The organism is Chryseobacterium sp. 2P, assembly GCF_059579425.1.
On sequence record NZ_CM184194.1, the window covers coordinates 1977533 to 2002796 of the forward strand.

25 protein-coding genes are annotated in these 25264 nt (G+C 35.5%); 21 read left to right on the forward strand and 4 right to left on the reverse strand.

Annotated features, from left to right (window positions below; translation table 11 throughout):
• Nucleotide 1: 1 nt before the first annotated feature.
• From ffh to AC52CF_RS09040, 4 genes are all read right to left on the reverse strand, one after another.
• Nucleotides 2-1363: a signal recognition particle protein gene (gene ffh, locus AC52CF_RS09025; RefSeq protein ID WP_087710379.1), complete on the reverse strand. Its 1362-nt coding sequence runs from the start codon at nt 1361-1363 to the stop codon at nt 2-4.
• A gap of 229 nt (nt 1364-1592) precedes the next feature.
• Nucleotides 1593-2171, reverse strand: coding sequence for a hypothetical protein (locus tag AC52CF_RS09030; protein ID WP_214589890.1), 579 nt, complete (start codon nt 2169-2171; stop codon nt 1593-1595).
• Nucleotides 2172-2223: 52 nt separating this feature from the next.
• Nucleotides 2224-4443 (reverse strand): SMP-30/gluconolactonase/LRE family protein, encoded by a 2220-nt coding sequence (locus tag AC52CF_RS09035; RefSeq protein ID WP_496518081.1) that lies wholly within the window; start codon nt 4441-4443, stop codon nt 2224-2226.
• Between the two features lie 153 nt (nt 4444-4596).
• Nucleotides 4597-5589 (reverse strand): helix-turn-helix transcriptional regulator, encoded by a 993-nt coding sequence (locus AC52CF_RS09040; protein ID WP_214589888.1) that lies wholly within the window; start codon nt 5587-5589, stop codon nt 4597-4599.
• Between the two features lie 831 nt (nt 5590-6420).
• Between AC52CF_RS09040 and atpB the strand changes: the two genes are divergently transcribed.
• The 21 genes from atpB to AC52CF_RS09145 all read left to right on the forward strand — a co-directional run bounded on the left by atpB (nt 6421) and on the right by AC52CF_RS09145 (nt 25252).
• On the forward strand, nt 6421-7524 hold the full coding sequence (gene atpB / locus AC52CF_RS09045; RefSeq protein WP_214589886.1) for a F0F1 ATP synthase subunit A: 1104 nt from the start codon (nt 6421-6423) through the stop codon (nt 7522-7524).
• A 52-nt stretch (nt 7525-7576) separates the two neighbouring features.
• Nucleotides 7577-7771, forward strand: a complete 195-nt coding sequence (atpE, locus tag AC52CF_RS09050; protein ID WP_002979108.1) for an ATP synthase F0 subunit C — start codon at nt 7577-7579, stop codon at nt 7769-7771.
• A gap of 86 nt (nt 7772-7857) precedes the next feature.
• Nucleotides 7858-8355: a F0F1 ATP synthase subunit B gene (locus AC52CF_RS09055; RefSeq protein ID WP_108409973.1), complete on the forward strand. Its 498-nt coding sequence runs from the start codon at nt 7858-7860 to the stop codon at nt 8353-8355.
• A 2-nt stretch (nt 8356-8357) separates the two neighbouring features.
• Complete coding sequence (atpH, locus tag AC52CF_RS09060) at nt 8358-8897, forward strand: ATP synthase F1 subunit delta (RefSeq protein ID WP_214589885.1); 540 nt, start codon at nt 8358-8360, stop codon at nt 8895-8897.
• Between the two features lie 27 nt (nt 8898-8924).
• The gene (gene atpA, locus AC52CF_RS09065; RefSeq protein WP_214589884.1) at nt 8925-10502 is read left to right on the forward strand and encodes a F0F1 ATP synthase subunit alpha; all 1578 of its coding nucleotides are present in this window, start codon (nt 8925-8927) and stop codon (nt 10500-10502) included.
• Nucleotides 10503-10587: 85 nt separating this feature from the next.
• The gene (gene atpG, locus AC52CF_RS09070; RefSeq protein WP_214589883.1) at nt 10588-11451 is read left to right on the forward strand and encodes an ATP synthase F1 subunit gamma; all 864 of its coding nucleotides are present in this window, start codon (nt 10588-10590) and stop codon (nt 11449-11451) included.
• A gap of 102 nt (nt 11452-11553) precedes the next feature.
• Nucleotides 11554-12912: a hemolysin family protein gene (locus AC52CF_RS09075; protein WP_214589882.1), complete on the forward strand. Its 1359-nt coding sequence runs from the start codon at nt 11554-11556 to the stop codon at nt 12910-12912.
• A gap of 11 nt (nt 12913-12923) precedes the next feature.
• Nucleotides 12924-13229, forward strand: coding sequence for an ATP-dependent Clp protease adaptor ClpS (locus AC52CF_RS09080; protein WP_214589881.1), 306 nt, complete (start codon nt 12924-12926; stop codon nt 13227-13229).
• Nucleotides 13230-13432: 203 nt separating this feature from the next.
• Nucleotides 13433-14047 (forward strand): uridine kinase, encoded by a 615-nt coding sequence (udk, locus tag AC52CF_RS09085; protein ID WP_076390068.1) that lies wholly within the window; start codon nt 13433-13435, stop codon nt 14045-14047.
• Between the two features lie 2 nt (nt 14048-14049).
• Nucleotides 14050-14403 (forward strand): FtsB family cell division protein, encoded by a 354-nt coding sequence (locus tag AC52CF_RS09090; RefSeq protein WP_214589880.1) that lies wholly within the window; start codon nt 14050-14052, stop codon nt 14401-14403.
• A gap of 170 nt (nt 14404-14573) precedes the next feature.
• Nucleotides 14574-15725 (forward strand): methylmalonyl-CoA mutase family protein, encoded by a 1152-nt coding sequence (locus AC52CF_RS09095; RefSeq protein WP_214589879.1) that lies wholly within the window; start codon nt 14574-14576, stop codon nt 15723-15725.
• Between the two features lie 82 nt (nt 15726-15807).
• Nucleotides 15808-16248 carry a DinB family protein gene (locus AC52CF_RS09100; RefSeq protein WP_375181675.1) on the forward strand — a complete coding sequence of 147 codons (441 nt, stop codon included), beginning with the start codon at nt 15808-15810 and terminating at the stop codon, nt 16246-16248.
• 6 nt (nt 16249-16254) lie between these two features.
• On the forward strand, nt 16255-17403 hold the full coding sequence (locus AC52CF_RS09105; RefSeq protein WP_214589877.1) for a THUMP-like domain-containing protein: 1149 nt from the start codon (nt 16255-16257) through the stop codon (nt 17401-17403).
• A gap of 117 nt (nt 17404-17520) precedes the next feature.
• A complete protein-coding gene (locus AC52CF_RS09110) occupies nt 17521-17793 on the forward strand; it encodes a hypothetical protein (protein WP_214589876.1) in 273 nt (90 codons plus the stop codon).
• A 303-nt stretch (nt 17794-18096) separates the two neighbouring features.
• Nucleotides 18097-19476: a dipeptidase gene (locus AC52CF_RS09115; RefSeq protein WP_214589875.1), complete on the forward strand. Its 1380-nt coding sequence runs from the start codon at nt 18097-18099 to the stop codon at nt 19474-19476.
• A 92-nt stretch (nt 19477-19568) separates the two neighbouring features.
• Nucleotides 19569-20573 (forward strand): T9SS type A sorting domain-containing protein, encoded by a 1005-nt coding sequence (locus tag AC52CF_RS09120; RefSeq protein ID WP_214589874.1) that lies wholly within the window; start codon nt 19569-19571, stop codon nt 20571-20573.
• A gap of 158 nt (nt 20574-20731) precedes the next feature.
• Entirely contained in the window at nt 20732-21649 is a 918-nt protein-coding gene (locus AC52CF_RS09125) for a T9SS-dependent choice-of-anchor J family protein (protein ID WP_214589873.1), read from the forward strand.
• Nucleotides 21650-21791: 142 nt separating this feature from the next.
• The gene (locus tag AC52CF_RS09130; RefSeq protein WP_214589872.1) at nt 21792-22499 is read left to right on the forward strand and encodes an SDR family oxidoreductase; all 708 of its coding nucleotides are present in this window, start codon (nt 21792-21794) and stop codon (nt 22497-22499) included.
• 183 nt (nt 22500-22682) lie between these two features.
• Entirely contained in the window at nt 22683-23429 is a 747-nt protein-coding gene (locus tag AC52CF_RS09135) for an electron transfer flavoprotein subunit beta/FixA family protein (protein ID WP_214589871.1), read from the forward strand.
• A gap of 88 nt (nt 23430-23517) precedes the next feature.
• Nucleotides 23518-24465 carry an electron transfer flavoprotein subunit alpha/FixB family protein gene (locus AC52CF_RS09140; RefSeq protein WP_214589870.1) on the forward strand — a complete coding sequence of 316 codons (948 nt, stop codon included), beginning with the start codon at nt 23518-23520 and terminating at the stop codon, nt 24463-24465.
• A 187-nt stretch (nt 24466-24652) separates the two neighbouring features.
• Nucleotides 24653-25252: a bifunctional nuclease family protein gene (locus AC52CF_RS09145; RefSeq protein ID WP_214589869.1), complete on the forward strand. Its 600-nt coding sequence runs from the start codon at nt 24653-24655 to the stop codon at nt 25250-25252.
• Nucleotides 25253-25264 lie beyond the last annotated feature (12 nt).

A 25264-nucleotide genomic window follows, 5' to 3' on the forward strand; every position in this document is an offset into this window, starting at 1 on the left:
TTTATTTGCCGAACATTCCGCCCATTCCAGGCATATTTGGCATTTTGCTCATCATCTGCATCATCTGTTTTCCTTGTGGACCCTGCATCATTTTCATCATTTTGCCCATTTGGTCGAATTGCTTCATTAATTGGTTTACATCTTCAATTTTTCTTCCTGCGCCTTTTGCAATTCTGTTTTTTCTTTGGGTATTGATGATGGAAGGTTTTCTTCTTTCTTCGGGAGTCATAGAGTAGATGATTGCTTCGATATGCTTGAATGCGTCATCGCTGATCTCAACATCTTTAATCGCTTTTCCTACACCCGGAATCATCCCCATCAAATCCTTCATATTACCCATCTTTTTGATCTGGTTAATCTGCTTTAAAAAGTCATCAAAACCAAATTCATTTTTAGCGATTTTCTTGTGAAGTTTTTTCGCTTCCTCTTCATCAAACTGTTCCTGAGCTCTTTCTACCAAGGAAACAACGTCTCCCATTCCAAGAATTCTGTCTGCCATTCTTTCCGGGTAGAAAAGATCCAAAGCCTCCATTTTCTCACCTGTAGAAATGAATTTAATTGGCTTTTCAACAACAGAACGGATTGTTAAAGCGGCTCCACCACGGGTATCACCGTCTAATTTCGTTAAAACAACCCCGTCAAAATTCAAAGTATCGTTGAATGCTTTAGCTGTATTCACAGCATCCTGTCCCGTCATAGAGTCAACAACGAAAAGCGTTTCGTTTGGCGTAATAACAGAATGAACGGTTTTAATTTCCTTCATCATCTGCTCATCGATTGCTAAACGACCAGCTGTATCCACGATCACAACATCGTGACCGTTAGCTTTTGCAAAATTAATCGCATTCTGAGAAATGCTTGAAGGATCCATAGAACCTTCTTCCGTGAAAACCGGAACCCCGATTTGTCCGCCTAAAACTTTAAGCTGATCAATAGCAGCCGGACGATATACGTCACACGCAACCAAAAGAGGTTTTTTATTTCTTTTTGTCTTTAAATAATTCGCCAGTTTTCCGGAGAAAGTAGTCTTACCGGACCCCTGAAGTCCTGCGATAAGAATTACAGACGGTTTTCCGGAAAGATTGATTCCTTCCTGAGAACCTCCCATCAGATCCACCAATTCGTCATGAACGATTTTAGTCATCAGCTGTCCCGGAGTAAGCGATGTAAGAACGTCCTGTCCTAAAGCTTTATCCTGAACTCTTTTGGTAAGATCTTTTGCAACTTTATAATTAACATCGGCATCCACCAATGCTCTACGAATTTCTTTTACGGTTTCCGCAACGTTGATTTCCGTGATTTTTCCACGTCCTGAAATATTATGAAGCGCTTTGTCTAATTTATCCTGTAAACTATTAAACATATGTATTGTAAATTATAGGTTTGCAAAAATAAGGAAATTTTTTAGTAAAATGAGAATTCTCATGGTGATAAGATTGTAAACATTCAATAAAGATAAAAAACCAGACAGAGAATTATATTTATTCAATTTGAAGGTCATCTTCATATATTAATCGGATATTGATCTTTATACAGAAAAACAGACTTCTTTTGGAAGCCTGTTGGGGTTTAGAATTAGAATGACAATTACTCTAAGGTTTCCAAAATGTCCATTTCTGACCATTAAATAGAATAAGCCTGTGTTTAGAAGAATCAGTGGGATGTTTTATAAAAGCCAGCATTCCCGGAGATGGATTCTTGATTGCCATAAAGTCTGTAACGATTGGCAATACCATTGCTTTGTCATTGGAATCTAAAACCAAAATACCATCAGTTGTCGTAGCGGAATTACCAATGACAGTTTTTGCGTTCGGATGATCTGTTAAAGGTGAAGCTTGTGGTACTTTTACAGTGGCTTCAACTGTTGTGCTGTAACCGGATTGTACACTTAAATCGGTCCATCCGGTATTTTCATTTTTTACCTTTACTTTATATTCTGTATTGGAAGATGCGTCAAAAATAAATGTTCCGCCTTTCGAATTATTTGTTCCTGTAGGTACAGTTTCTACATAGGGGAGTATGATGCCTTTATCATGAGTATCTCCGAATTCTAATAAAACAGACGTATTTGTAATATCTGGATTAGCTGTTATGGATTTTTCTCCGATTCTTACCTGAGCATTCATTATATTCAAAACTGAGGTAAGAGTTACCAATATAATTATTTTCATTTTATGTTTTAATTAATCGTTAAAATTTTTTAAGTATTTCAATGATGATATTTTATGGACAGGTTTGTGTGGTGAAGCACTTCCAGCCTTCTCCTGTAGCAGATCCTGTATAGATTTTAAGGCAGCCTTTTCCTGCGTTTTCGTCTGTATCAAAGACCATCATTCCTACTACGGGAATTGCAATTGTTCCTTCCGGATTGCTGTTTCGGGTAATTACAAAACCTTTTGTTTTACTTTCCAGTACAGTATAGGCAGAATTTCTCAGCATAGGCCAGTTTCCGTTATTGGCACCCGCTCTTCCAAGCGAAGTTATTCCATGTTTTACCGGATAAGTCTGGTTGGCTACTAAAGCTGGATCTTCATAGCAAACAGAATCTTTTATTACAATAGTTATAGAGCATGATCCTGTCGCACGAGGAGATGTTATTGAAATTGTAAGATTTCCCGCACTGCCGCTTCCGTCATAGGTAAAAGGAATATCAACATAACTGGCTCCCTGTGAAATGAATGCTACATATGGAGAAGGGGATGTTGTAATTCCGTTACCGCTTAAAGTAAATTCTGCCAATCCGTTTACTGCTCCTGAAATAGGAATTCGTAATACAGAATTTTGAATATTTCCGTTTGCAAACAGTTGTGCTCCTACTATACCTCCGCCGGGAGCACTGCAGTCAAATGTAAAGTTTCCGGGTACGTTCGTAACAGTAGCACAGGATCCTAAATCGCCAAAATCTCTTCGGTTTGTACTGGTACCTGCAATATTTCCCACAAAAGAAGAAATACCTGTCATTGCGTCCAATTTCCAAAGATCGGTTCCGTTTCCGTTTATTCTGCTGTAGTAAAAATAATTTCCAAGGTACGCTAAACCATTACCGTTAGAAGTGGTGAGATCCGGCACGGTTCCGCTCATCTGCGTTACCGGTGTTGCTGTAAGTGTTGAAGGATTTATTCTGTACAGCCAGTTATTAGTGTCGGTTACGCTAATAATTAAATACAGGTTTCCTCCGTTATCTACGGCAATATCATTCAGGGATCTTCCATTTGTCCAATTGGCATCACCTGTCACATTTCCTAATGTTGTGGCAGCTCCGCTTCCTGACCATCTTGTTAAAGCTTTGTTGTTAATTCCATACACTAAGCCTGTAGAGGGATCGGTACCAATTCCTAAAGGTGAACCCCAGGTTGTTGAAGTACTTTGTTGTTGATAAGTAGTATTAGCTGATGTAGCTACTCCAACCCAGATTCTTCCTGAGGAACCATTAGGCGAGGAGACAAATTGATTTTGAGATAAATTTCCGGCAATAGGACCATAAGACATATTACCATGAGTGGCTGGCGTACCGTCTGCTACCGATGTTGTTCCTGTAATGTTACCGGCAGAATCAAAATTGATCTTATAAGTTATTCCCTGGTTTGAATTGATACCGAACAATTCATTACAGGTAGGAGCGGCAGAGGGCGTAAATGACTGACAAGAAGCAAGATCTAAATCATCTGCATTAGAAAATGGACCTAAAAGAGTATTTAACGTATATGATGTTTTTACTGTGCTTACACCCGTATTAGGATTTATTTCATAAATTCTTGCTCCAAAAGAACTTGCCAATAGTATTGTTGTGGAGAACCCCTCAACAGCATAAATATTCCCGTTATAAAACGCCAATCCCTGAAAAGTCGACGGCAGATTACCACTCAACTGAACAACCTGTGCAGCCTGTAAAGTAGACAAATCTATTCTGTAAATATATCTTGCCGAACCTTGTGTAACTACAGTATACATTCTTCCGTTTGAATCGAAAAAAGAGTCGCTTGCAACAGTACCGCCAGACCAGATGGTGTCGCCGGTAATCGTTCCGAGATTGGCTGCAGGTGCAGGACTTGCTTTAATAAGACTTTTATTATCTGATATGCCATAAACATATCCTGCTGTAGAAGAACCTGATATAGGATTTGCAGTTAATCCTCCCACGCCTAACGGTAAATTTGTTCCTATAGAGGAATTGCTTACATACACCGGAGAGTTGGCAGATATATTAGAAGAGGTAAAAACCGTTTGTGATGTATTGGCAGGATTGGATCCCATAGCCAAATTGCTTCTTGCCGAAGAAGACATATTGGTTGTAGCGGCGGGCAAATTTCCGTTCAATGAAGAAATATCATAGACATTTCCGTTCTGAGCATTTATTATATATAATGCGTTGCAATTTTGAGCTTTTGCATTCCAGAATATACTGCAAATGCAAGTTAAAATAAAAAGAAATCTAATATTCATCTATATGTATTTAAAGTTATACTTCTATCTGTTTTTTTTAGATTAAAGTGTACCGATACAAATAGATGAAAAATAATCGCAACTATTTAATTAACAAGACCTCAGAAGTCCTCGTGTGGCAAAGTAAGGTGTCAGAATACGCTGTAATTTTAATCATATGGCAGAAAACCAGACTCTGGAATCTACATCTGATGATAAATTGAGTTTCTTTCTCAATCTGTAGATTTTGCCTTCCACAGATTTTATAGAGGAATTTGTATAGATGGCAATTTGCTTACTTGTAAATCCCAACTTAAGCATTGCACACATTTTCTTATCTGAAATGTTAAGAGAATTCGAACTGATTGCATTTAGTTTTTCAAAAAAATCAGGAAATGCTGTATTGAATTTTTCGATAAAGATCATATCGCTTAACTGTACGGATTCAATAAGTTCTTTTAATGTTTCCTCAGAAAATGCTTCTTTATTTAAATTTTCTTTTAACCGTTTTAGTTCGTTGCTGAGGTTTTCAATTTGTTGTTTTCTGTAAAGATTTCGATAAAGTGTAATATAATATTTTTCCCGCTTCTGGATAAAGTAATACGAATTGACAAACATTAAGATAAGTACAGATGAGATGTTTACGATTAACAGATAATTGTCAAAGCTTTCATACTTTTCATTATGATCAAAAATTTCAAAATCTGAAAATGCAGAAATATAAATATTTGATAAGATCAATGCAGTGAGAAAAATAATTAATAAGCGATCATTTTCCGAAGAGAAAAATAAATAAACTGCCAGCAATAGAGGAAAATAATACAAAAATGTACCACTTTTAATACCGTAATAACAGGAATAAAACGTAACCAGGAATGTTAAGGCAATAAAAGACAGAATTATACAGTATCTATTCATGAGAATATCTCTCAGGAAGAGAAAACAGAAGCAGTAAAACAGGGATATACAGAATAATAAGAGAGCATTAGAATAAATCCCGATAAAAAAGATATTAAAGGCAGACTGAATTAGGAAAAATACAGATAATAAAAAGATGTAGATATTGAAAAGAATAGCAGAATCTTTCTCTTTATCCGAATCTAAAGAATCATCAATTCTCCAATAGGAAACAGCGTAATACAATCGATTAAATGTTTTTTTTATCATCAGAAGTGTTTAATTATTTGTGTTGTAAAAAAGTACTCTGCTAAAACATAACAAACATTAGATAATTTCTTTAATTGATGTAGCAAAAAATTATATATATGTAAAAACTCATTTGATGCATGAAAAACAAGTTCTTATTATAAATGAGATTAAAGCAAAGTGTTTTTATAAAATTGATTGCAAATATACAAATAAGTTGCTTTTTATGAATTAATATTAAAATTATATGGATGATTTTTTTATTCTATAAATAGGATTTTTACTTGAATTGAAAGTATTCCGAAATGATTGAGATGATAAAAATCAAATTGTGGCAGAATACGATAGAAAAAGTCTATTTTTGTGTTCGTTAAAATTACCTTATATATTTATATATGTTAGGTTACAACTAAAATAAAAAATGAAGGTCAATCCAAATATTCTGGTTACAATACTGTTTTTTTTAACATTTTTGATTCATTTTTCATTATGGAAATTTGTTTTCCATCTTGATGAAATCATTATTGTAAAGTTTTATCTTTTTCTGAGTGTTATGTTTATGATGATGATAACACTTATTGTCTTAATTAATAGAATAGCTCCTGAGTTTTTAGGTTTGTCAGTTATTGGATTAATTCTTTTAAAGTTTGGATTAATGTATTTAATTAGAAAAAAACTAAACTTTGAATCTATTCCCGGCTATAAATTTCACTTTATATTACCATATTTTGTCCTGACAACCCTTCTTACCTACTATGCAATTAAGCTTATTAATTATGACAAAAAACAGTAAAAATATTTATTGAAACTAGAAAAATTATTATATTTTTGCACAACGAAAAAAACCTATCAATGTTTAAGAAATTCGCAGTTTTATTCTACAGTATTTTTGTATTAAACTTAGTGTCTGCACAGCATAGTGGTGCTGATGCTGAAGCAGGTTCTGCTACTACAGAGCTATCTGAAAAAGATAAAGTAAGTAAAGAAAACAAAGAGTATATCGATCATCACTTATTGGATGCTCACGATTTTACATTGATGGTGGATAAAGAAGGTCATCATATTGGTTTTCCTCTTCCGGTTATTTTTTATGATAACGGTTTTCACGCTTTCATGAGCAACAGTAAAGAGGGATTCATGCATGGTGAAACTACAGAGGTTGACGGAGCTTTCTATAAATTACATCATGAAAAAATTTACAAGACTGATGCGGCTGGAAATTTAAAAGAAGATGAAGAAGGTCATGTTACTTCGGAAAAGGTTTTAGATTTATCAATTACGAAGAGTGTTTTGATTATTTTATTGACAGCGGTTTTCATGTTCTTATTGTTTACCGGAATGGCTAAGTCTTATAAAAAGTCTGCTGTTCCTACAGGTGCAGCAAGATTTTTGGAGCCTTTGGTAATTTTCGTGAGAGACGAAATCGCTATTCCGAATATCGGGCATAAATATAAAAGATTTATTGGTTATCTTTTAACAGTATTTTTCTTTATCTTATTTTTGAACGTATTAGGATTGATGCCATTCGGAATTAATGTTACAGGGAATATTACGATGACGTTCTTTCTGGCTATTCTTACTTACCTGATTACGACTTTTTCGGCAAACAAAGATTATTGGAAGCATATTTTCTGGATGCCTGGAGTTCCTGTTCCAATGAAATTGATTATGTTGCCAATCGAATTATTAGGAACAATTACTAAGCCTTTTGCATTGATGATCCGACTTTTTGCAAACATGACTGCAGGACATATTGTAGTAATGAGTTTGATCGGATTGATTTATGTATTTAAAAATGTAGTGGCAGGAGTTGCATTCCCTTTCTTAACATTAGTAATTTATTTGTTAGAAGTATTAGTTGCATTCTTACAGGCTTATATTTTTACAATGTTATCTGCTTTATTCATCGGAATGGCAGTGCAGGAGCATGAGCATGAACACCACGCTGCTCACTAATTTGAAAGTTTAAATTAATTTATCAGAAACAAATTTTTTAAAATTATATATTATGGAAATCCCTAAAATTGTAGGTGCTGGTATCGTAGTACTAGGTGTAGGTATCGGTCTTGGTAAAATCGGAGCTGCTGCTCTTGAAGCTATCGCTAGACAACCTGAGCAATCTGGAAAAATCCAAACAGCTATGCTTATCGCAGCTGCACTTGTAGAAGGTGTTGCGTTTGCTGCTCTATTCGCGGTAAACTAATTAAAATTAAACCACTATCCGTAACGGTTGGTTACAGGTAGTGGTTATTTAAGAAAAAAAGTAATAATTATTTATACATTTATATAATGGAATTAATTCATCAGTTTTCATCAGGATTATTTATTATCCAGTCTGTTATTTTTCTGGCATTGTTATTCTTGTTAGGCAAATTTGCTTGGAAACCTATTTTAAAATCTATTAATGATAGAGAAACTTCTATTGTTGACGCTCTTAATCAGGCTACATTAGCAAGAAAAGAGATGGAAACTTTAAAAGAGGATAACGAAAGAATTATTCGTGAGGCTAAAATCGAGAGAGATGCTATCCTTAAAGAAGCAAGAGAAATCAGAGATAAAATCGTAGGTGAAGCTAAAGATGTTGCTAAAGTAGAAGGAGATAAAATGATTGAAGCTGCTAAACAAACCATCAATGCTGAGAAAAACGCTGCAATGGCAGATATCAAAACTCAGATCGGTACTTTATCAGTAAACATCGCGGAGTCTATTTTGAAGCAGAAGTTAGATAACAGCGAAGCTCAAAACGAATTAGTTCAAAATTATTTAAACAAATCAAACCTTAACTAATAATGCTTACATCTAAAGTAGCTAAAAGATACGCACAAGGTTTACTTGACTTCACCAACGAATCAGGTCAAACGGCTACTGTATTTTCTGAAATGAAAGATGTAGTAAAGATCATGAAAGAGTCTGCAGACTTAAACAAATTCTTCATGACACCTTACATCGATTCTAAAAAGAAAGTAGAAGTAGCAAACGAAATTTTCAAAGGTTTATCGGTTTCTTCCAAAAATTTGATTACATTGGTGATCAAGCACGGTCGTGAAAGCCAATTAAAGAATATCGCTCAGGAATTCATCAATAAAGTTGAAGATATCAGTGGAGTGCAGAGAGTGACGGTAACAACGGCAACTCAGCTTTCTAAAGAAAACCTTGATGAGATTTTAAGAAATTCCAACCTTGTTAATACCAATGCAAATTTTGATTTGCGGCTGAATATAAAGCCTGAAATTTTAGGAGGTTATATTTTAAGAGTTGGAGATCAGCAGATCGATGCTTCTGTGAAGTCTAAACTTAATCAGGTTAAAAAAGATTTTAGCTTAAATTAATTCAAAAAAAGAAAAAACAACCATACAATGGCAGAAATAAATCCGGCAGAAGTATCTGCGATCTTAAAACAGCAATTGGCCAACTTCGATACTCAATCAAATGTTGAGGAAGTAGGTACAGTTTTAACCATCGGTGATGGTATTGCTCGTGTATACGGGTTAGAAAACGTACAATACGGAGAGTTGGTGAAATTTTCTAGTGATGTAGAAGGTATTGTACTTAACCTTGAAGAAGACAACGTAGGTGTTGCGCTACTTGGTGAAAGTAAATTAGTAAAAGAAGGAGATACAGTAAGAAGAACAAACAGAATCTCTTCTATTAAAGTAGGAGAAGGAATGTTAGGAAGAGTAGTAGATACTCTTGGTAACCCTATCGATGGTAAAGGTCCTATTACTGGGGATTTATACGAAATGCCATTGGAAAGAAAAGCTCCCGGAGTTATTTACAGACAGCCGGTAACCGAGCCTTTACAGTCAGGTATCGTTGCAATCGACTCTATGATCCCTGTTGGAAGAGGACAGAGAGAGCTTATCATCGGTGACAGACAGACAGGTAAAACTACTGTTGCGATCGATACGATCATCAACCAAAAAGAATTCTTTGATGCAGGTAACCCTGTATATTGTATATATGTTGCTATCGGACAGAAAGCGTCTACTGTAGCACAAATTGTTAAAACACTTTCGGATAAAGGAGCTTTAGCATATACGGTAATCGTTGCGGCTAACGCATCAGATCCGGTTCCTATGCAGGTATATTCTGCAATGGCAGGAGCTGCAATCGGTGAGTTCTTCAGAGACACCGGAAGACCAGCTTTGATCGTTTATGATGATTTATCTAAACAAGCGGTTGCTTACCGTGAGCTTTCTCTACTTTTAAGAAGACCACCGGGTCGTGAAGCATATCCTGGAGACGTTTTCTACCTTCACTCAAGATTATTGGAAAGAGCTGCGAAAGTAATCGCTGATGACAATATCGCAAGACAGATGAACGATTTACCTGAGTCTTTAAGACCAATCGTAAAAGGTGGGGGTTCATTAACAGCACTTCCAATTATTGAAACTCAGGCGGGTGACGTTTCTGCATATATTCCTACCAACGTAATCTCTATTACAGACGGACAGATCTTCTTAGAGTCTGATCTATTCAACTCAGGGGTTCGTCCTGCGATCAACGTAGGTATTTCTGTATCCAGAGTAGGAGGTAACGCTCAGATCAAGTCAATGAAAAAAGTTTCTGGTACACTTAAATTAGACCAGGCTCAGTATAAAGAATTAGAGGCGTTTGCTAAATTCGGTTCAGACCTTGATGCTGCTACATTAGCGGTAATCTCTAAAGGGGAAAGAAACGTGGAAATCCTTAAGCAGCCGGTAAACTCTCCACTTCCGGTAGACAGCCAGGTTGCAATGATTTATGCAGGAACAGAAAACTTACTGAGAAACGTTCCTATCAGAAAAGTAAAAGAATTCCAGATAGAATACATCGAGTTCTTAAGATCTAAGCATCCTGATACAATGGCTGCAATTAAGGCAGGGAAAATTGATGATTCAATTACCAGCGTTCTTAAGCAGGCTGCAAATGACTTAGCTTCTAAATATAACTAAAAATTAGTTGATGGTTGTTGGCTGATAGTTGACAGAATTTTCTAAAACTAGCAACCAACAACCGACAACCAACAACTAACCCAATATGGCAAACTTAAAAGAAATACGAGGCAGAATTACGTCTATCTCATCCACGATGCAGATTACCCGTGCTATGAAAATGGTTTCCGCTGCGAAACTGAAGAAAGCACAGGATGCAATCGTAATGTTAAGACCTTATTCTGAGAAATTACAGGAACTTATCCAGAATGTAAATTCCAGTTCAGATCCTGATCAGATTTCTGTTTATGCTCAGAAGAGAGAAGTAAAAAGAGTGCTTTTTATTGCAATTACTTCAAACAGAGGTCTTGCCGGAGCTTTTAACTCATCTATTGTTAAGGAGCTTAATGCACAGTTTCAGAACAAATCTCAATATGAGGTGGAAGTTTTGTCTATCGGTAAGAAAGCTTTTGATGCTGTAAGAAGAACCCGTAAGGTATACGCAAACGAAAGTGCTGTTTACGATAATCTGAACTTTGATACGGTAGCTCATGTTACTGAAGCTGTAATGAAAAACTTTACAGAAGGTAAATTTGATGAAGTATATTTAATTTATAATAAATTCGTTAATGCTGCCACTCAGGAAGTAACTACAGAACAGCTTCTTCCAATTTCAATGCCTGAGAATACAGAACCTCAGGTAGAAACAGATTATATTTTTGAGCCAAACAGAACAGAAATATTAGATAATCTGATTCCTAAATCAATCAAAACTCAGGTTTTCAAAGCCATCCTTGATTCAGTAGCTTCTGAACACGGAGCGAGAATGACTGCGATGCATAAAGCGACAGATAACGCGCAGGCTCTGAAAAACGATTTGGTAATTTTCTACAACAAAGCAAGACAGGCTGCTATTACAAACGAGATCTTAGAGATCGTTTCCGGAGCAGAAGCTTTGAAAAATTCGTAAAAAATTATTTTAACACAATATTAAAGCATCGTACATCACGATGCTTTTTTTGTTATTTTTATTTTGTATATATTTGTAGTACTAAATTTATATAATTTCTAAATGGATTCGGACATAGTCAGGCTTTTGCTGGCCTTATTACTTGTTTTACTTAATGGCTTTTTCGTAGCCGCAGAATTTTCAATTGTTAAAGTTCGTTATTCACAGATTCAGATAAAAGCCGCAGAAGGAAACTCAATGGCAAAGCAGGCAGAGCATATCATCAAACATCTTGATGAATATCTTTCTGCTACACAGCTCGGCATCACGCTGGCTTCCCTGGCTTTAGGTTGGGTTGGAGAAAGCGCGTTACACCATATTGTAGAAAATATTTTCCATTCGCTTAGTATTGATCTTAGTCAGGCAACCATCACTTCCATTTCGGTGATCACAAGTTTTGTACTGATTACGATTATGCACATTGTTTTCGGTGAGCTTATTCCGAAGTCAATTGCGATCAGAAAATCGGAATCTACTACAATGGCAACTGCAATTCCGTTAAGAGTTTTTTATACGGTTTTCAAGCCTTTTATCTGGTTGATGAATCTAATGTCGAATACCTTTTTGAGACTGGTAAAGATTCATCCGGCTTCAGAACATGAAATTCACTCTACAGAAGAACTTCAGCTTTTGGTAAAACAATCTGCCGACAGCGGAGAAATTGAAGAGGAAAATTATGAGATCATTAAAAATGCATTTGATTTTACAGATCATTCTGCAAAACAGATCATGGTTCCCCGTCAGAACATTACTTCCATAGATTTTGAAGAAGATATCAATGAAATCATCAATAAAATCATGGAAAGTGGATATTCCCGTATTCCGGTTTATGAAAATTCTATTGATAACGTGATTGGTGTTTTGTATACTAAAGAAATCATCAGAGAATTTGTAAAAAGAAAAGGTGAACTGAATCATGAAGATCTTAAAGAACTGATGCGTGACGCATTTTTCGTGGTAGGAAGTAAAAAGATTTCAGACTTACTGAAAATTTTCCAGCAGAAAAAGCAGCATTTGGCAATCGTTATTGATGAATTCGGAGGAACTGAAGGGATCATTACTCTCGAAGATATTTTGGAGGAGCTTGTAGGAGAAATTCAGGATGAAGAAGACGATGAAGAAAAAATTGTAGACAAGATCGGAGAAAATACATACTGGGTTCAGGCAACACAGCCATTGGACGAAATTAATGAATTTATCCCTAAAAAATTACCGCTTTCCGAAGAAAGCGAGTACAATACATTAGCTGGTTTTATTCTTCATGCTTTAGCCGATATTCCGGAAGAAAATCAGGAGTTTGATCTGGAAGATTATCATTTTAAAATTCTTAAGATGAATAATAAGAGCGTTGAACTGGTAGAACTGGTCTATGAAGAACAGAACAGCATCAGTGATCTTGCAGAAAAAATAGGAGAAGTTTAAACAATAAAAAAATGATTTTTTATAACCATATAAAAGATTACGAAAATCCAAAACGTCAATATGAAGAAGATGTTCTTGTTCTGGACGAAACGGATGAAGTATACAAGTTAGTCCTGCATAATGATGATGTCCATACATTTGATTATGTAATTGACTGCTTGATAGAGATCTGCAAACATACCTTAGAACAGGCAGAACAATGTACAATTCTTGTCCATTTTAAGGGTAAATGTACCGTAAAAACAGGCTCACTGGATATTTTGAAACCGATGCACGAAAAACTGCTTTCAAGAGAATTAACCAGCGAAATCGTATAAAATTGATCAGCTCCGACCATCGTCGGAGCTTTTTTTATGAGAGCAATCAATTATCGATTCATTAGAAGCAGTAACAAGCTAAAAGTGGAATTTATGATCCTGTGTTTTTGTACAGTATTTTTTCTGAACAATTTCAGCTTTTAATATTTATTTGCATTCAAGTAAAATAGTATATTTGTAAAAACTATAAAGAAACAAAAATAATGCTTGTAATAGGAATTGCAGGAGGTACAGGCTCCGGCAAAACTACGGTTGTTGATAAGATCATTCAGCAGCTTGACATCGAAGGAATGAACATCCTTTCACAGGATAACTATTATCATGATAATCATAATCTTACATTGGCAGAAAGAGAAGCCTTAAATTATGACCATCCCAAATCCATCGATTTTGATCTTCTGATAAAACATGTAAAAGCTTTAAAAAATAACGAATCCATTGAGCAGCCTATTTACAGCTTTGTAACGCATGGAAGAACAGGAGATCACGTTACCGTAGAACCTAAAAATGTATTGGTAGTAGAAGGAATTCTCGTTCTTACCAACAAGGAATTATTGAAGGAATTTGATCTGAAAGTTTTTGTGCATGCAGATTCGGATGAAAGGCTGATCAGAAGGATCAGAAGAGATACACAGGAAAGAGGAAGAGATCTTAACGAAGTATTACACCGTTATCAGACAACTTTGAAGCCAATGCATCAGGAATTTATTGAACCTTCCAAAAATGAAGCGGATCTTATCATCCCGAATATGAGACAGAATTCCGTTGCGATAGATTTTTTAACCACCGTTATTAAAAACTCGTTGAGAAAACACTAGAAATGAAAGAAAATAAGCTTATTAAAGACATTCAGCCCAAGTCTGAAACATTCAAACTTATTCAGAAATATTTTTTGAATAAATATACCATTACAATCTGTCTGTTTCTGGTATGGATGATTTTCTTTGATAAAACTTCCTTTCTTGTCATCAATGAACTAAACGGCGAAATCAGCAAATACGAAGAACAGCTTCAATACTATAAAACCGAATACGAAAAGAACGATACGTTTTATAAAAAACTGATGAACAACAAATCTGAAAAAGAAAAATACGCAAGAGAAAACTACTTCATGAAAAAGCCGGATGAAGAAATTTTTATTCTGGTAGTTGACAGCGCAAACGCGAAAAAATAATTTTTTTTAATGAATTCTCAATAGTGAATTTTGCTTCGCAAGTAAATTTTAAAATGATTGTTCGTCATTTATCATCATGGAAAAACCTTTGCGTTAGGATTATAATCAAGTAAAAATTGATGAATAAAAGCGGATTGACTATTGACCATTCACAAATTCATACAAAAACTATGTCAAATACAGCCTGGGAAAATTTAGTAAAAAAACAGCTTAAAACAGACGATATTTATCCAATCCTTACCAAAGAAAATCTGGAAGGAATTGTGGTAAAACCTTTCTACGACGCTGTGCAGAAACCATTGGTAAATCTGCCGAAAATTGAAGAAAGCACCCATTTGGTAGCAAAATATCATGAAAGTTTAGAAGAAGACGTTTTTGCATTTATTTTAGACCAAAATGTAGAAAATATCGATCAGAAAACAATTTTCATAAACAATGAAGAGTTGGCAGGACACATCAGTCCCGAAGAACAGGATCTGTACTTTTCACTAATTGATGTCTTTGATGAAAAGCAAGCTGTAATTAATGACCAGTTGGTCAAAGAATTACTCGCAAAACAGTTCAGAAGAAATATTTGTGTAGATATTTCCCTTCATCAGAACGCTGGAGCCTCTATTGTTCAGCAATTGGGAATTGCTTTGGCAAAAACAAAAGAACTTGTAGAAATCTACGGTTCTGAAATTGTAAACAAACTCATCTTCAGAATAGCAGTCGGTGGAAACTACTTCTTCGAAATGGCAAAACTGAGAGCCTTTAAAATAGTTTTCAATCAATTGTCAAAAGAATACGATCTGGACGAAATTCCATACATTTTTGCAGAAACTTCCCTGAGAAATAAAGCCGTTTCCGATAATGAAAACAACCTGATCCGTTCTACTTTAGAGCTTGCTGCAGCCATGATCGGTGGAGCAGATGCGGTTTTCAGCAATAATTATCTGGTAGAAAAAAGCACCGAAAATTCAGAAGAAATTTCTTTCAAACAGCAGATTGTTCTTGCGTATGAAAGCATCATTAATGTTTTTGAAGATGCCTCTAACGGAAGTTATTATGTAGAAGATATTACCCGACAGATCGCAGAGAAATCTTGGGCATTTTTTGTGGAAATAGAGGAGAACGGAGGCTATCTCGAACTTTTGAAGCAGGGAACTATTCAGAAAAAAATCTACGATCACGCCATTGAAGAGCAGAAGTGGGTGGAAGAAGGAAAAATAAAGCTGATCGGCGTTAATTTATACCCGAAATTAGACGTTAAAAAGTCTATTGAGGAATTATACAGCGAAAAAGAAATTAAAGCCGTTCGCTGGGCGGAAATGTTTGAATAATTTTTGAAAATATCATGAAAAGATAGATCCATTATCACCAGATACAATGCTGTTCAAAAAAGAATCTGATTTGTAACTTAGTATGAAAGAAAAATTAGTTGATTTATTCGAATATACTTATCATTTCAACAAAGAAATGATTAAAATTATTTCTGAAAATCTTGAAAAGGTTGATGAAAAAACAGTCAGTCTTATCAATCATACTTTAAATGCCCAACAAATTTGGAATTCCCGGATTTTAAATGAAAAATCTTTTGAGGTTTGGCAGATTAACCCTTTTGAAAATTTAAACGGGATTAATCAGCAAAACTTTAATAAAAGCCTTGAAATTGTTCAGAAATTTGATCCGGATCAAAAAATTGAATATCAGAATTCAAGAGGGACAAAATTTGAAAACACAGTTTTCGAAATCCTTTTTCAGGCAATTAATCATTCCACTTATCACAGAGGACAAATCAATTCGTTATTGAAACAAAATGGAATTACTCCTATTTTAGCGGATTACATTTTTTATAAAAGATAAAAAACTTTGAAAAAAGAAATTTTATATCAGGAAATTCAGCAATTTATCAATGCAAATCTAAACGCAGATTTGCATTCTTTGTTATTAAAAAAATCCCCGTTTCCGGAAGTTTCTATACAGGAAATTGTTCAGCAGATCAAAGGAAAGCAGGTTGCACAGAAGAAATTTCCTTTTCTGCTTAAAGAAGGAATTATTTTTCCGCCACAACTGAATTTAGAGCAGTCTTCCTCCGAAAAAACAGCATTGTACAAATCTGAGATCTTAAAAGGTAAGAAGTTCATCGATTTAACAAGCGGCTTTGGAATTGATGCCTTTTATTTATCAAAAAATTTCGAAGAAATAACCCTGGTGGAACAAAATGCTGAGCTTTTGGCAATTGTTGAACACAATTGGAACATTTTAGGAAGAAAAGCAAAGTTTGTCAACCAGAACCTCGAAGATTTTTTAAATGAAAATACAGAAACTTTCGATGTAATCTATCTCGATCCTGCGCGAAGAGACCACAATAAAAATAAAGTTTTTTTACTCGAAGATCTTTCGCCTGATATTATTGAAATTCAGGAAAAACTACTTTCTATCTCCAATAAGGTCGTGATAAAACTTTCACCCTTAATTGATCTGAAATATCTGGTTTCCGTTTTACCCAACCTTTTCAGGATCGATATTATCGCCTTAAAAAACGATGTTAAAGAAGTTGTTGTATTTCTGTCCAAACAAAATTCAGACAAAATTATCTGTCATTGTGTAAACCTTGAAAGTGAAGAATCGATGTTTACATTCACATTTGGAGATGAAGAAACTACTGTTGCAGAGTTTGGTGAACCTGAAAGATACATCTACATTCCCAATAATTCGGTTTTAAAAGCCGGAGTTTTTAATGTAATCTCAGAAAAATTCAGATTAAAAAAACTACATCCTAATACACATCTTTACACGTCAAATCAAAAGATAACTTATTTTCCCGGAAGGATTTTGGAAATGGAAGTTATTGATGCTAAACAGATTGTAAAGAAAAGTCAGTTCAATATCATTTCCAAAAATTATCCTCTAAAACCGGAAGAAGTTAAGAAGAAATATAACCTGAAGGATGGCGGAGAAAACTATCTTATTTTTACACAATCCAAAAAAGGAAAAATTATACTAAAATCAGTATAAAAATGTTGCCGAAAAAAATAGGAATCCTTAATTTTGGACAATTAAAAATTAATAAGAATCGTCTTTGTTAATCTATGCAAAATGATTCTGCTGATCTTAAAAAAATAAATTTTACATATGAAAAAATTAGTTATATGTTTAGCTCTTGCTACCGTTGCTGTAAGCTGTAAGAAAATTCAGGCCGGAGGGAACAAAAATACCTTGAAACTTGAAGAAGGAGCAGAAAGATATTCAGATGATCCTCAAGGTGAAGGTCATGGTCACGAAACTGCCACAATGCATACAGAAGAGGCAACTGCAGAAAAGCACGAAGCCGAAGCGCCAAAAACAGACAGTACAGCAACTGCAAAACCTGCCGAAGCTAAAGAAGCTCCGAAAGCTGAACACTAATTAAAAGTACAATATAAAAATGTCCCGCAGCAATGTGGGATATTTTTTTTGAAGCTGTTTCGCGCTTTCCGCACTCGCTATTTTCTGGATTTCGGCGCGGCGAAGCCGCGCCGAAATCCAGAAAATGAGCTCAGACAAATGCTGCAATCACGGCTAAACTGAAGTCTGTCAGTCAATTTCAGGGATAAAATACCATTCAGATTAAGATTTTTCGACAGCACACTTCAAACCTGAGGAAAATTATCTGTTTTTGTTTGTTCCTGCGGGGCAAATTTTTTATTTTTAGCAAAATAATATTTTACAATGCAAGAGACATTAAATTACATCAGCGAAAACAAACAGCGTTTCGTGGATGAATTATTTGAATTACTGAGAATACCTTCCATTTCTGCCGATCCAGCTTATAAAAACGATGTTTTGAAATGTGCGGATGTAGTAGCAGAACACCTTAAAAATGCAGGAGCTGATAATGTGGAAGTTTGCCAGACCAAAGGATATCCTATCGTGTACGGAGAAAAAATTTTAAATACAGATTTACCTACGGTTTTAGTCTATGGACATTATGATGTTCAGCCTGCAGATCCGTTGGAACTGTGGACAAAACCGCCATTCGAACCTTATATTGAGAAAACAGAACTTCATCCGGAAGGAGCAATCTTTGCAAGAGGTTCAGCAGACGACAAAGGACAGTTTTTCATGCATCTTAAAGCTTTTGAAGCGATGATGAAGACTAATGCTCTTCCTTGCAATGTTAAATTTATTTTAGAAGGAGAGGAAGAAGTAGGTTCGGTAAGCTTAGGAGATTGGGTAAATGAAAATAAAGAAAAGCTTTCTTGTGATTGTATTTTAATTTCAGATACACATATCTACAGCAACGAACAGCCTACTGTTACTACAGGTTTAAGAGGATTAAGCTATGTGGAAGTAGAAGTGGAAGGTCCAAACAGAGACCTGCATTCAGGACTTTATGGCGGTGCCGTTCCAAACCCGATCCATGTCCTGTCAAGAATGATTGCTAAACTAATTGACGAAGACGGACACATAACAATCGACGGATTCTATGATAATGTAGAAACCGTTTCAGATTCAGACCGTGCAGATATGAATAAGCTGAAAGATAACCCTGAAGAATTCAAAAAATCTATCGGCTTAAACGGAGTAGAGGGAGAAAAAGGATATACTACACTCGAAAGAACCTCGATTCGCCCAACCTTAGACTGCAACGGAATTTGGGGAGGTTATACAGGAGAAGGAGCAAAAACTGTAATTCCGTCAAAGGCTTTTGCTAAAATTTCAATGCGTCTGGTTCCGTATCAGACTCCGGAAGAAATAACAGAAAAATTCACGAAATACTTTGAAAAAATTGCTCCGGAAAATGTAAAAGTAAAAGTTACTCCACATCATGGAGGAATGCCTTATGTTTTACCAACCGATACCAAAGAATTTATGGCAGCAAAACAGGCAATGGAATCAGCCTTCGGAAAAGAAGTTCTTCCTTACAGAGGAGGAGGAAGTATTCCGATTACTGCTATGTTCGAGCAGGTTTTAGGAGCCAAATCTGTTTTAATGGGCTTTGGATTAGATTCAGATGCAATCCACTCTCCAAACGAACATTACGGGCTGTTCAATTTTTATAAAGGAATAGAAAGTATTCCGTTATTTTTTGAGAATTATGCGAAGTAATTTTTAACAATCAATAAATGAGTTCCTTAGGATTTTTTTTCTTAAGGAATTTTTTTTATATTTAGTGCAGCTAATAAATTAATTGAAATATAATGAAAAAAATTCTACTTTTTATTTCCGGAATACTTTCTGTAGGCAGTATTTACGGACAGGTTATTGACAGCCAGAATTTTAACAGTTTAACTGCCGGAAATGTCGGAACAAATTTTACAGGAGCTTCTACAGGACAAGGAGGATATTATTTATTAAATGGTGCTGCTTCAGATTACCAGATCGCTACTATTGATGCGGCTCATGCAAATTCTTTAAAAGTTACTGCAGGACCGGGTTATGCAGCTACAAGCGATCCAAATAATCACTATGCTATTAAATTAGTAGGAGTAAATGCTACCACAGGTAACGATATTATAAAAGCGACATGCAGTTTTTATACCGGATCTGCAAACGGTACCGGATCAGTGTATATAACGCTTTTTGATGACGGAACAACTCCTTCAGTTATCATAAGTCTCATTTATAATGTTGCCACCAAATCTATTACAGCCGGAGGAACATTATCCAATGCAGGAACAAGAGGGTTCTTTGGTATCAAAACTTTAGGAGCAACCTATCCTGCGAACACTTGGGTTACTGTAGGAATGGCATATAATATGACGACAGGAGTTATGAACTGGTATACGCCGCAGGAAAGCTACACTTTCTCTTCTCCACCTGCAGGATATACACTAATTCCTGGATTAGATGTAGGGCAATACCGTACCTATAATATTAATGCATCAGGAAATTCAGTTGCTTATAATTGGGCGATCGATGACTTTAATCTTTCTTATTCTAACAATACAATCCTCGCTACTAAAGAAGAAGTTTCGAATACAAAAGAAATTATTGATATTTATCCTAACCCTGCAAAAGATATTGTAACTATTGAAGGTAAAAATAAAATACTTTCGGTGTATGTTTATGATCTTTCCGGAAAAAGAATCGATCTTCCTTTAAGCGGTAATAAAGTGAATGTTTCCGGCTTAGCAAATGGAAATTATTTATTAGGAATTAAAACAGAGGCAGGTTTTGTCACTAAAAAACTGATCAAAGAATAATATTGAAAATATTTTCATTAATAAGGCTGCATTGTAAATAATGTAGCCTTTATTGTTGAAATTTTACTTATAATTGTGGTATTAGTATCATATTTTAAATATAAATGTTTTGTTTTTAAAATATTATTAATATATTTATAAAACTAAATTTTAATGATATGAGAAAACTTTTACTACTCGGCTCGTTTCTGGGCCTGGTCTCGATGAACGCGCAGACAAACGTTTACAGCTATGGTTTTGATACCGCTTTTACAACATGGACAACCTCTAATCAAAGTAGTCCTGTAACTACCTCGGTTTGGACAAAAGCCACTTATACCACACCTTTAACCAATCCACTGTTTGGAAGCGGCAATACAACTACTGTTCCTGTGGGACAGGCAGGAGGCAGCAATTCTTTTGCTTTGGTAAATTATACAAGTACATCCGGCGCGGGAACGATCAGCAACTGGTTATTCACCAATGCAATAGATGTTAAAAACGGCGACATTGTAAGCTTTTATTCCAGAAAAGGAACAGACGGAACTACCGATTATCCTGATCGTCTGGAACTAAGATATGCATTAGCAGCCGGAGCCGTTCTTCCGACTACCGGAGCTGCTGATGTGGGTTCCTTTACAAACTTAGGAGTATCTGTTAATCCAACTTTGGCAGGAAATTTTGTTTATCCCAAAATATGGACAAAATATAGCTTTACGGTTACCGGAGTAGGAACAACGCCGGTTCCTGTAAGATTTGCCTTCAGGTACTATGTAACCGATGGAGGTCCAAGTGGAAATAATTCGGATCTTATTGGTATTGATACTTTTTCCATCGACAGACCTACATTATCTACCAATGATGTTTCTTTGAGTGATAAAGAAGTTTCTGTTTATCCAAATCCGACGACAGATTACATTTCTGTTAAATCTGCAGACAAATTCAGTAACATCGAAGTATTTGATATTGCCGGTAAAAAAGTAGATGTAAAACTGGAGGGAGATAAAATAAATGTAAAACATCTGAACGCTGGTTCATATATTATCAGTATTGAATCTAAAGGAAATAAAATTTCCCAGAAATTCATCAAAAAATAAATTAAGTTTGATACTATTTTCAAAGCGCTTCGACCCGGAGCGCTTTTTTATTTGATCTAATAAACTGACAAATGTTAGGCAATAAAAATTACCTTATTTAAAGCATTTTTGCTATTTTTAAGAACTTAAACTGGCAATAATTATGATCGATAATAAAGTAGCATATATAACAGGAGGAACCAAAGGTATAGGCTTCGGAATTGCTAAAGTTTTGCTTGAAAACGGAGTTTCGGTTGCATTTTCGGGAAGAAAAAAGGAAGATGTGGAAAAAGCTGAACAGGATTTAAGGCAGATTTCAGAAAATGTCTTGGGAGTTGTGTCTGATGTAAAAGAACTTACCAATGAAGAAGATGCAGTAAGACAGATAAAAGAAAAGTTCGGAAGACTGGATTTTGTGATTGCAAATGCGGGTTTAGGAATTTTCAAGCCTGTTGATGAACTATCTGCTAAAGAGTGGAATGATATGATTGAAACGAATTTAACAGGTGTTTTCTATACATTAAAAGCTTCTGTAGAAGAATTGAAAAAGACAGAAGGATATTACATCACAGTTTCAAGTCTGGCGGGAGCAAATTTCTTTGAAAACGGAACAGGTTATAACGCCTCAAAATTCGGTGTAGTAGGGTTTACACAGGCAGCAATGATCGATTTAAGAAAATACAACATCAAATCTACGGTAATTATGCCGGGTTCTGTAGCCACCCATTTCAACGGAAATATTCCTTCAGAAAAAGACGCATGGAAGATTCAGCCTGAAGATTTGGGGAATCTGGTTTTGGATATTTTAAAAATGAACCCGAGAGTTTTACCGAGTAAGATTGAATTTCGGGCAACAAAACCCGCTAAATAATGACTTTAATGCATTGAATAGTAAAATAATAAGTGCTATGCATGCATAATATATTTTTTATTTATATTAGCAACAGATAATTGAGTTAAAATTTAAAGAAACATTAAATTTAATTAAGAGCTAAAAATAGTACACATGAAACCTAAAAGTTTCATCTGACCATTAAAACAATAAGAACAACATATGAAAATATTAGTTTGTATAAGTAGTGTTCCGGACACTACTTCCAAAATTAACTTTACAGCGGATAAATCTGCATTCGACAAAAACGGAATTCAGTGGGTAATTAATCCTCTTGACGAATTTGCGTTAACAAAAGCAATAAAATTACAGGAATCTCAGGGAGCAACAGTAACCGTAATCAACGTAGGAGATGTTTCTACCGAGCCTGTTGTAAGAAAAGCTTTGGCAATCGGAGCAAATGATGCGGTGAGAGTAAATCTTGATCCTAAAGACAGTTTCTCTACAGCTAAAGAAATTGCAGCAGTTGCACAAAACGGAGGATACGATTTAATCCTTTGCGGAAAAGAATCAATAGACTATAACGGAGGTTCTGTTCCGGGAATGGTAGCTCAGTTATTGAACCAGCCTTTCGTAAACGCTTCTGTAGGACTTGATGTAAACGGAAGTGAAGCTACTGCAGTAAGAGAAATTGAAGGAGGTAAAGAAACCATTTCTGTAAAATTACCGGCTGTAATCGCGGGTCAGAAAGGATTGGTAGACGAAAAAGACTTAATTATTCCGAACATGAGAGGAATTATGTCTGCAAGAACAAAACCTTTGCAGGTAGTTGAGCCGGCTTCATCGGAGGTGAAAGTTCAGGGAGTTTCTTATGACAGTGTTCCGCCAAGAGCAGCTGTAAAACTGGTTTCTCCGGATAATTTGGATGAATTGGTAAGATTACTTCACGAAGAAGCAAAAGTTATCTAATATTGAGGCTAAGACTGAGTTTTAGATTTAAATTTAAATTCTAAATCTTAGCCTAAACCTAAACCTTTAATTTTTTAAAATTCAAAAAATGGCAGTATTCGTATACGCAGAAAATATAAACGGAGTTTACAAAAAAGCAGCTTTTGAAGCAGTTTCTTATGCTAAAGCTGTTGCAGATCAGGCAGGAGATAGCGTAACGGCAATCTCTGTAAACCCTACAGATTCTTCAGATCTATTGTATAAATATGGAGCATCTAACGTAATCAACATCAAAGACGAAGGTCTTAAAAGTTTCTCAGCTAAAGCTTATGCTCAGGCGGTAAGTGAAGCAGCAAACGGAAACATCATCGTTTTCCCTCACACAACAGATGCTTCTTCAATTGCTCCGATGTTGGCAGTAATGAACGGACATTCTTTAATTACCAATGTATTGGAAGCTCCCGAAAGCCTTTCTCCGTTTCAGGTGAAAAGAAGAGCTTTCTCAGGAAAAGGATTTATGCATGCAAAAGCAGAAGGAAGCGGGGTAATTGTAACCGTTTCTCAAAATGCTTTCGGAGTGAAGGAAAATGCAGTTTCCGGATCAGAAGAAGTGAAAAATCTATCCGTTGCCAATGATGATACTAAAGTAATTTCTCATGAGCAGAGTTCAGGAAAATTAGACCTTAAAGAAGCAGAAATCGTAGTTTCTGCTGGAAGAGGGTTAAAAGGTCCTGAAAACTGGGGAATGGTAGAAGATCTGGCAAACGTTTTAGGAGCTGCTACAGCTTGTTCAAAACCGGTTTCAGATATCGGATGGAGACCTCACACAGAACACGTAGGACAGACAGGTAAGGCAATTTCTCCGAATCTTTATATTGCAATCGGTATTTCCGGAGCAATTCAGCATTTGGCAGGAGTTAACTCCTCTAAAACAATCGTAGCGATCAACAGTGATCCTGAAGCTCCATTCTTCAAATCCGCAGATTACGGAGTTGTAGGAGATGCTTTCCAGATTATTCCTGCGCTAACAGAGAAAATAAAAGCTCTTAAAGCATAAAAAGTGGATTGGGTAACAGTCGATTATTTCATGTATAAATTTTAAAGTACATCTTTAAAAAATTCGCTTACGAAGTAAAACAGACAGTGTCATTAAATCACAATTCGCATATAAAAGCCCTTTTCGGGCTTTTATTTTTGTACAAAAAGTAAAAAAAACTTTGAAAAATTAATCTATATTTGTAGTTATGGATTATAAACAGTTAATTATTCGCGGAATATCGTACAGCCAGACACAATCCGGGGCGTACGCACTATTATTGGAACATGAAGAAACACATATTAAATTACCTGTTGTTATAGGGAATTTCGAGGCACAATCCATTTCTTTGGGGCTTGAGAAAGACATTCACCCTCCTCGTCCTCTTACACATGATTTATTTACAAAATTTATACATTCTGCAAATTACGAACTTGTATCCGTTATCATCTATCAGATTGTAGACGGCGTTTTCTTCTCAAATATCAACTTTAAAAATAAAGCTACAGATGAAGAACTCATCTTAGATGCCAGAACTTCAGATGCAGTAGCAATGGCAGTTCGTTTTGATGCCCCTATTTTCACAACACAGCAGGTACTTAACGAAGCCGGAATTCTGCTGGAACTGGAAGATGTAACCAAAGAAGAGCCTTCGTTTTCCGAAACCGTTCAGGCGGAAGATAATCTAAAATCGATTTCGATGGAAGAATTGCAGAAGTTGCTGGATGAAGCGGTAAAAGAAGAAGATTACGATACCGCTCTTGAGATTCAGGAAGAAATCAGGAGAAGGAAGAAAAAAATTGACTAAAGAGATTATTTA

Bases quoted from the DNA above. Each gene is read 5' to 3' on its own strand.
- AC52CF_RS09030 (WP_214589890.1), bottom strand. From the start codon at position 2,171: ATGAAAATAATTATATTGGTAACTCTTACCTCAGTTTTGAATATAATG.
- atpE (WP_002979108.1), top strand. From the start codon at position 7,577: ATGGAAATCCCTAAAATTGTAGGTGCTGGTATCGTAGTACTAGGTGTA.
- AC52CF_RS09145 (WP_214589869.1), top strand. From the start codon at position 24,653: ATGGATTATAAACAGTTAATTATTCGCGGAATATCGTACAGCCAGACA.
- atpA (WP_214589884.1), top strand. From the start codon at position 8,925: ATGGCAGAAATAAATCCGGCAGAAGTATCTGCGATCTTAAAACAGCAA.
- AC52CF_RS09095 (WP_214589879.1), top strand. From the start codon at position 14,574: ATGTCAAATACAGCCTGGGAAAATTTAGTAAAAAAACAGCTTAAAACA.
- AC52CF_RS09090 (WP_214589880.1), top strand. From the start codon at position 14,050: ATGAAAGAAAATAAGCTTATTAAAGACATTCAGCCCAAGTCTGAAACA.
- AC52CF_RS09100 (WP_375181675.1), top strand. From the start codon at position 15,808: ATGAAAGAAAAATTAGTTGATTTATTCGAATATACTTATCATTTCAAC.
- AC52CF_RS09110 (WP_214589876.1), top strand. From the start codon at position 17,521: ATGAAAAAATTAGTTATATGTTTAGCTCTTGCTACCGTTGCTGTAAGC.
- atpG (WP_214589883.1), top strand. From the start codon at position 10,588: ATGGCAAACTTAAAAGAAATACGAGGCAGAATTACGTCTATCTCATCC.
- atpB (WP_214589886.1), top strand. From the start codon at position 6,421: ATGTTTAAGAAATTCGCAGTTTTATTCTACAGTATTTTTGTATTAAAC.
- AC52CF_RS09075 (WP_214589882.1), top strand. From the start codon at position 11,554: ATGGATTCGGACATAGTCAGGCTTTTGCTGGCCTTATTACTTGTTTTA.
- AC52CF_RS09130 (WP_214589872.1), top strand. From the start codon at position 21,792: ATGATCGATAATAAAGTAGCATATATAACAGGAGGAACCAAAGGTATA.
- udk (WP_076390068.1), top strand. From the start codon at position 13,433: ATGCTTGTAATAGGAATTGCAGGAGGTACAGGCTCCGGCAAAACTACG.
- AC52CF_RS09135 (WP_214589871.1), top strand. From the start codon at position 22,683: ATGAAAATATTAGTTTGTATAAGTAGTGTTCCGGACACTACTTCCAAA.
- AC52CF_RS09125 (WP_214589873.1), top strand. From the start codon at position 20,732: ATGAGAAAACTTTTACTACTCGGCTCGTTTCTGGGCCTGGTCTCGATG.
- AC52CF_RS09115 (WP_214589875.1), top strand. From the start codon at position 18,097: ATGCAAGAGACATTAAATTACATCAGCGAAAACAAACAGCGTTTCGTG.
- AC52CF_RS09080 (WP_214589881.1), top strand. From the start codon at position 12,924: ATGATTTTTTATAACCATATAAAAGATTACGAAAATCCAAAACGTCAA.
- AC52CF_RS09120 (WP_214589874.1), top strand. From the start codon at position 19,569: ATGAAAAAAATTCTACTTTTTATTTCCGGAATACTTTCTGTAGGCAGT.
- atpH (WP_214589885.1), top strand. From the start codon at position 8,358: ATGCTTACATCTAAAGTAGCTAAAAGATACGCACAAGGTTTACTTGAC.
- AC52CF_RS09035 (WP_496518081.1), bottom strand. From the start codon at position 4,443: ATGAATATTAGATTTCTTTTTATTTTAACTTGCATTTGCAGTATATTC.
- AC52CF_RS09055 (WP_108409973.1), top strand. From the start codon at position 7,858: ATGGAATTAATTCATCAGTTTTCATCAGGATTATTTATTATCCAGTCT.
- ffh (WP_087710379.1), bottom strand. From the start codon at position 1,363: ATGTTTAATAGTTTACAGGATAAATTAGACAAAGCGCTTCATAATATT.
- AC52CF_RS09040 (WP_214589888.1), bottom strand. From the start codon at position 5,589: ATGATAAAAAAAACATTTAATCGATTGTATTACGCTGTTTCCTATTGG.
- AC52CF_RS09140 (WP_214589870.1), top strand. From the start codon at position 23,518: ATGGCAGTATTCGTATACGCAGAAAATATAAACGGAGTTTACAAAAAA.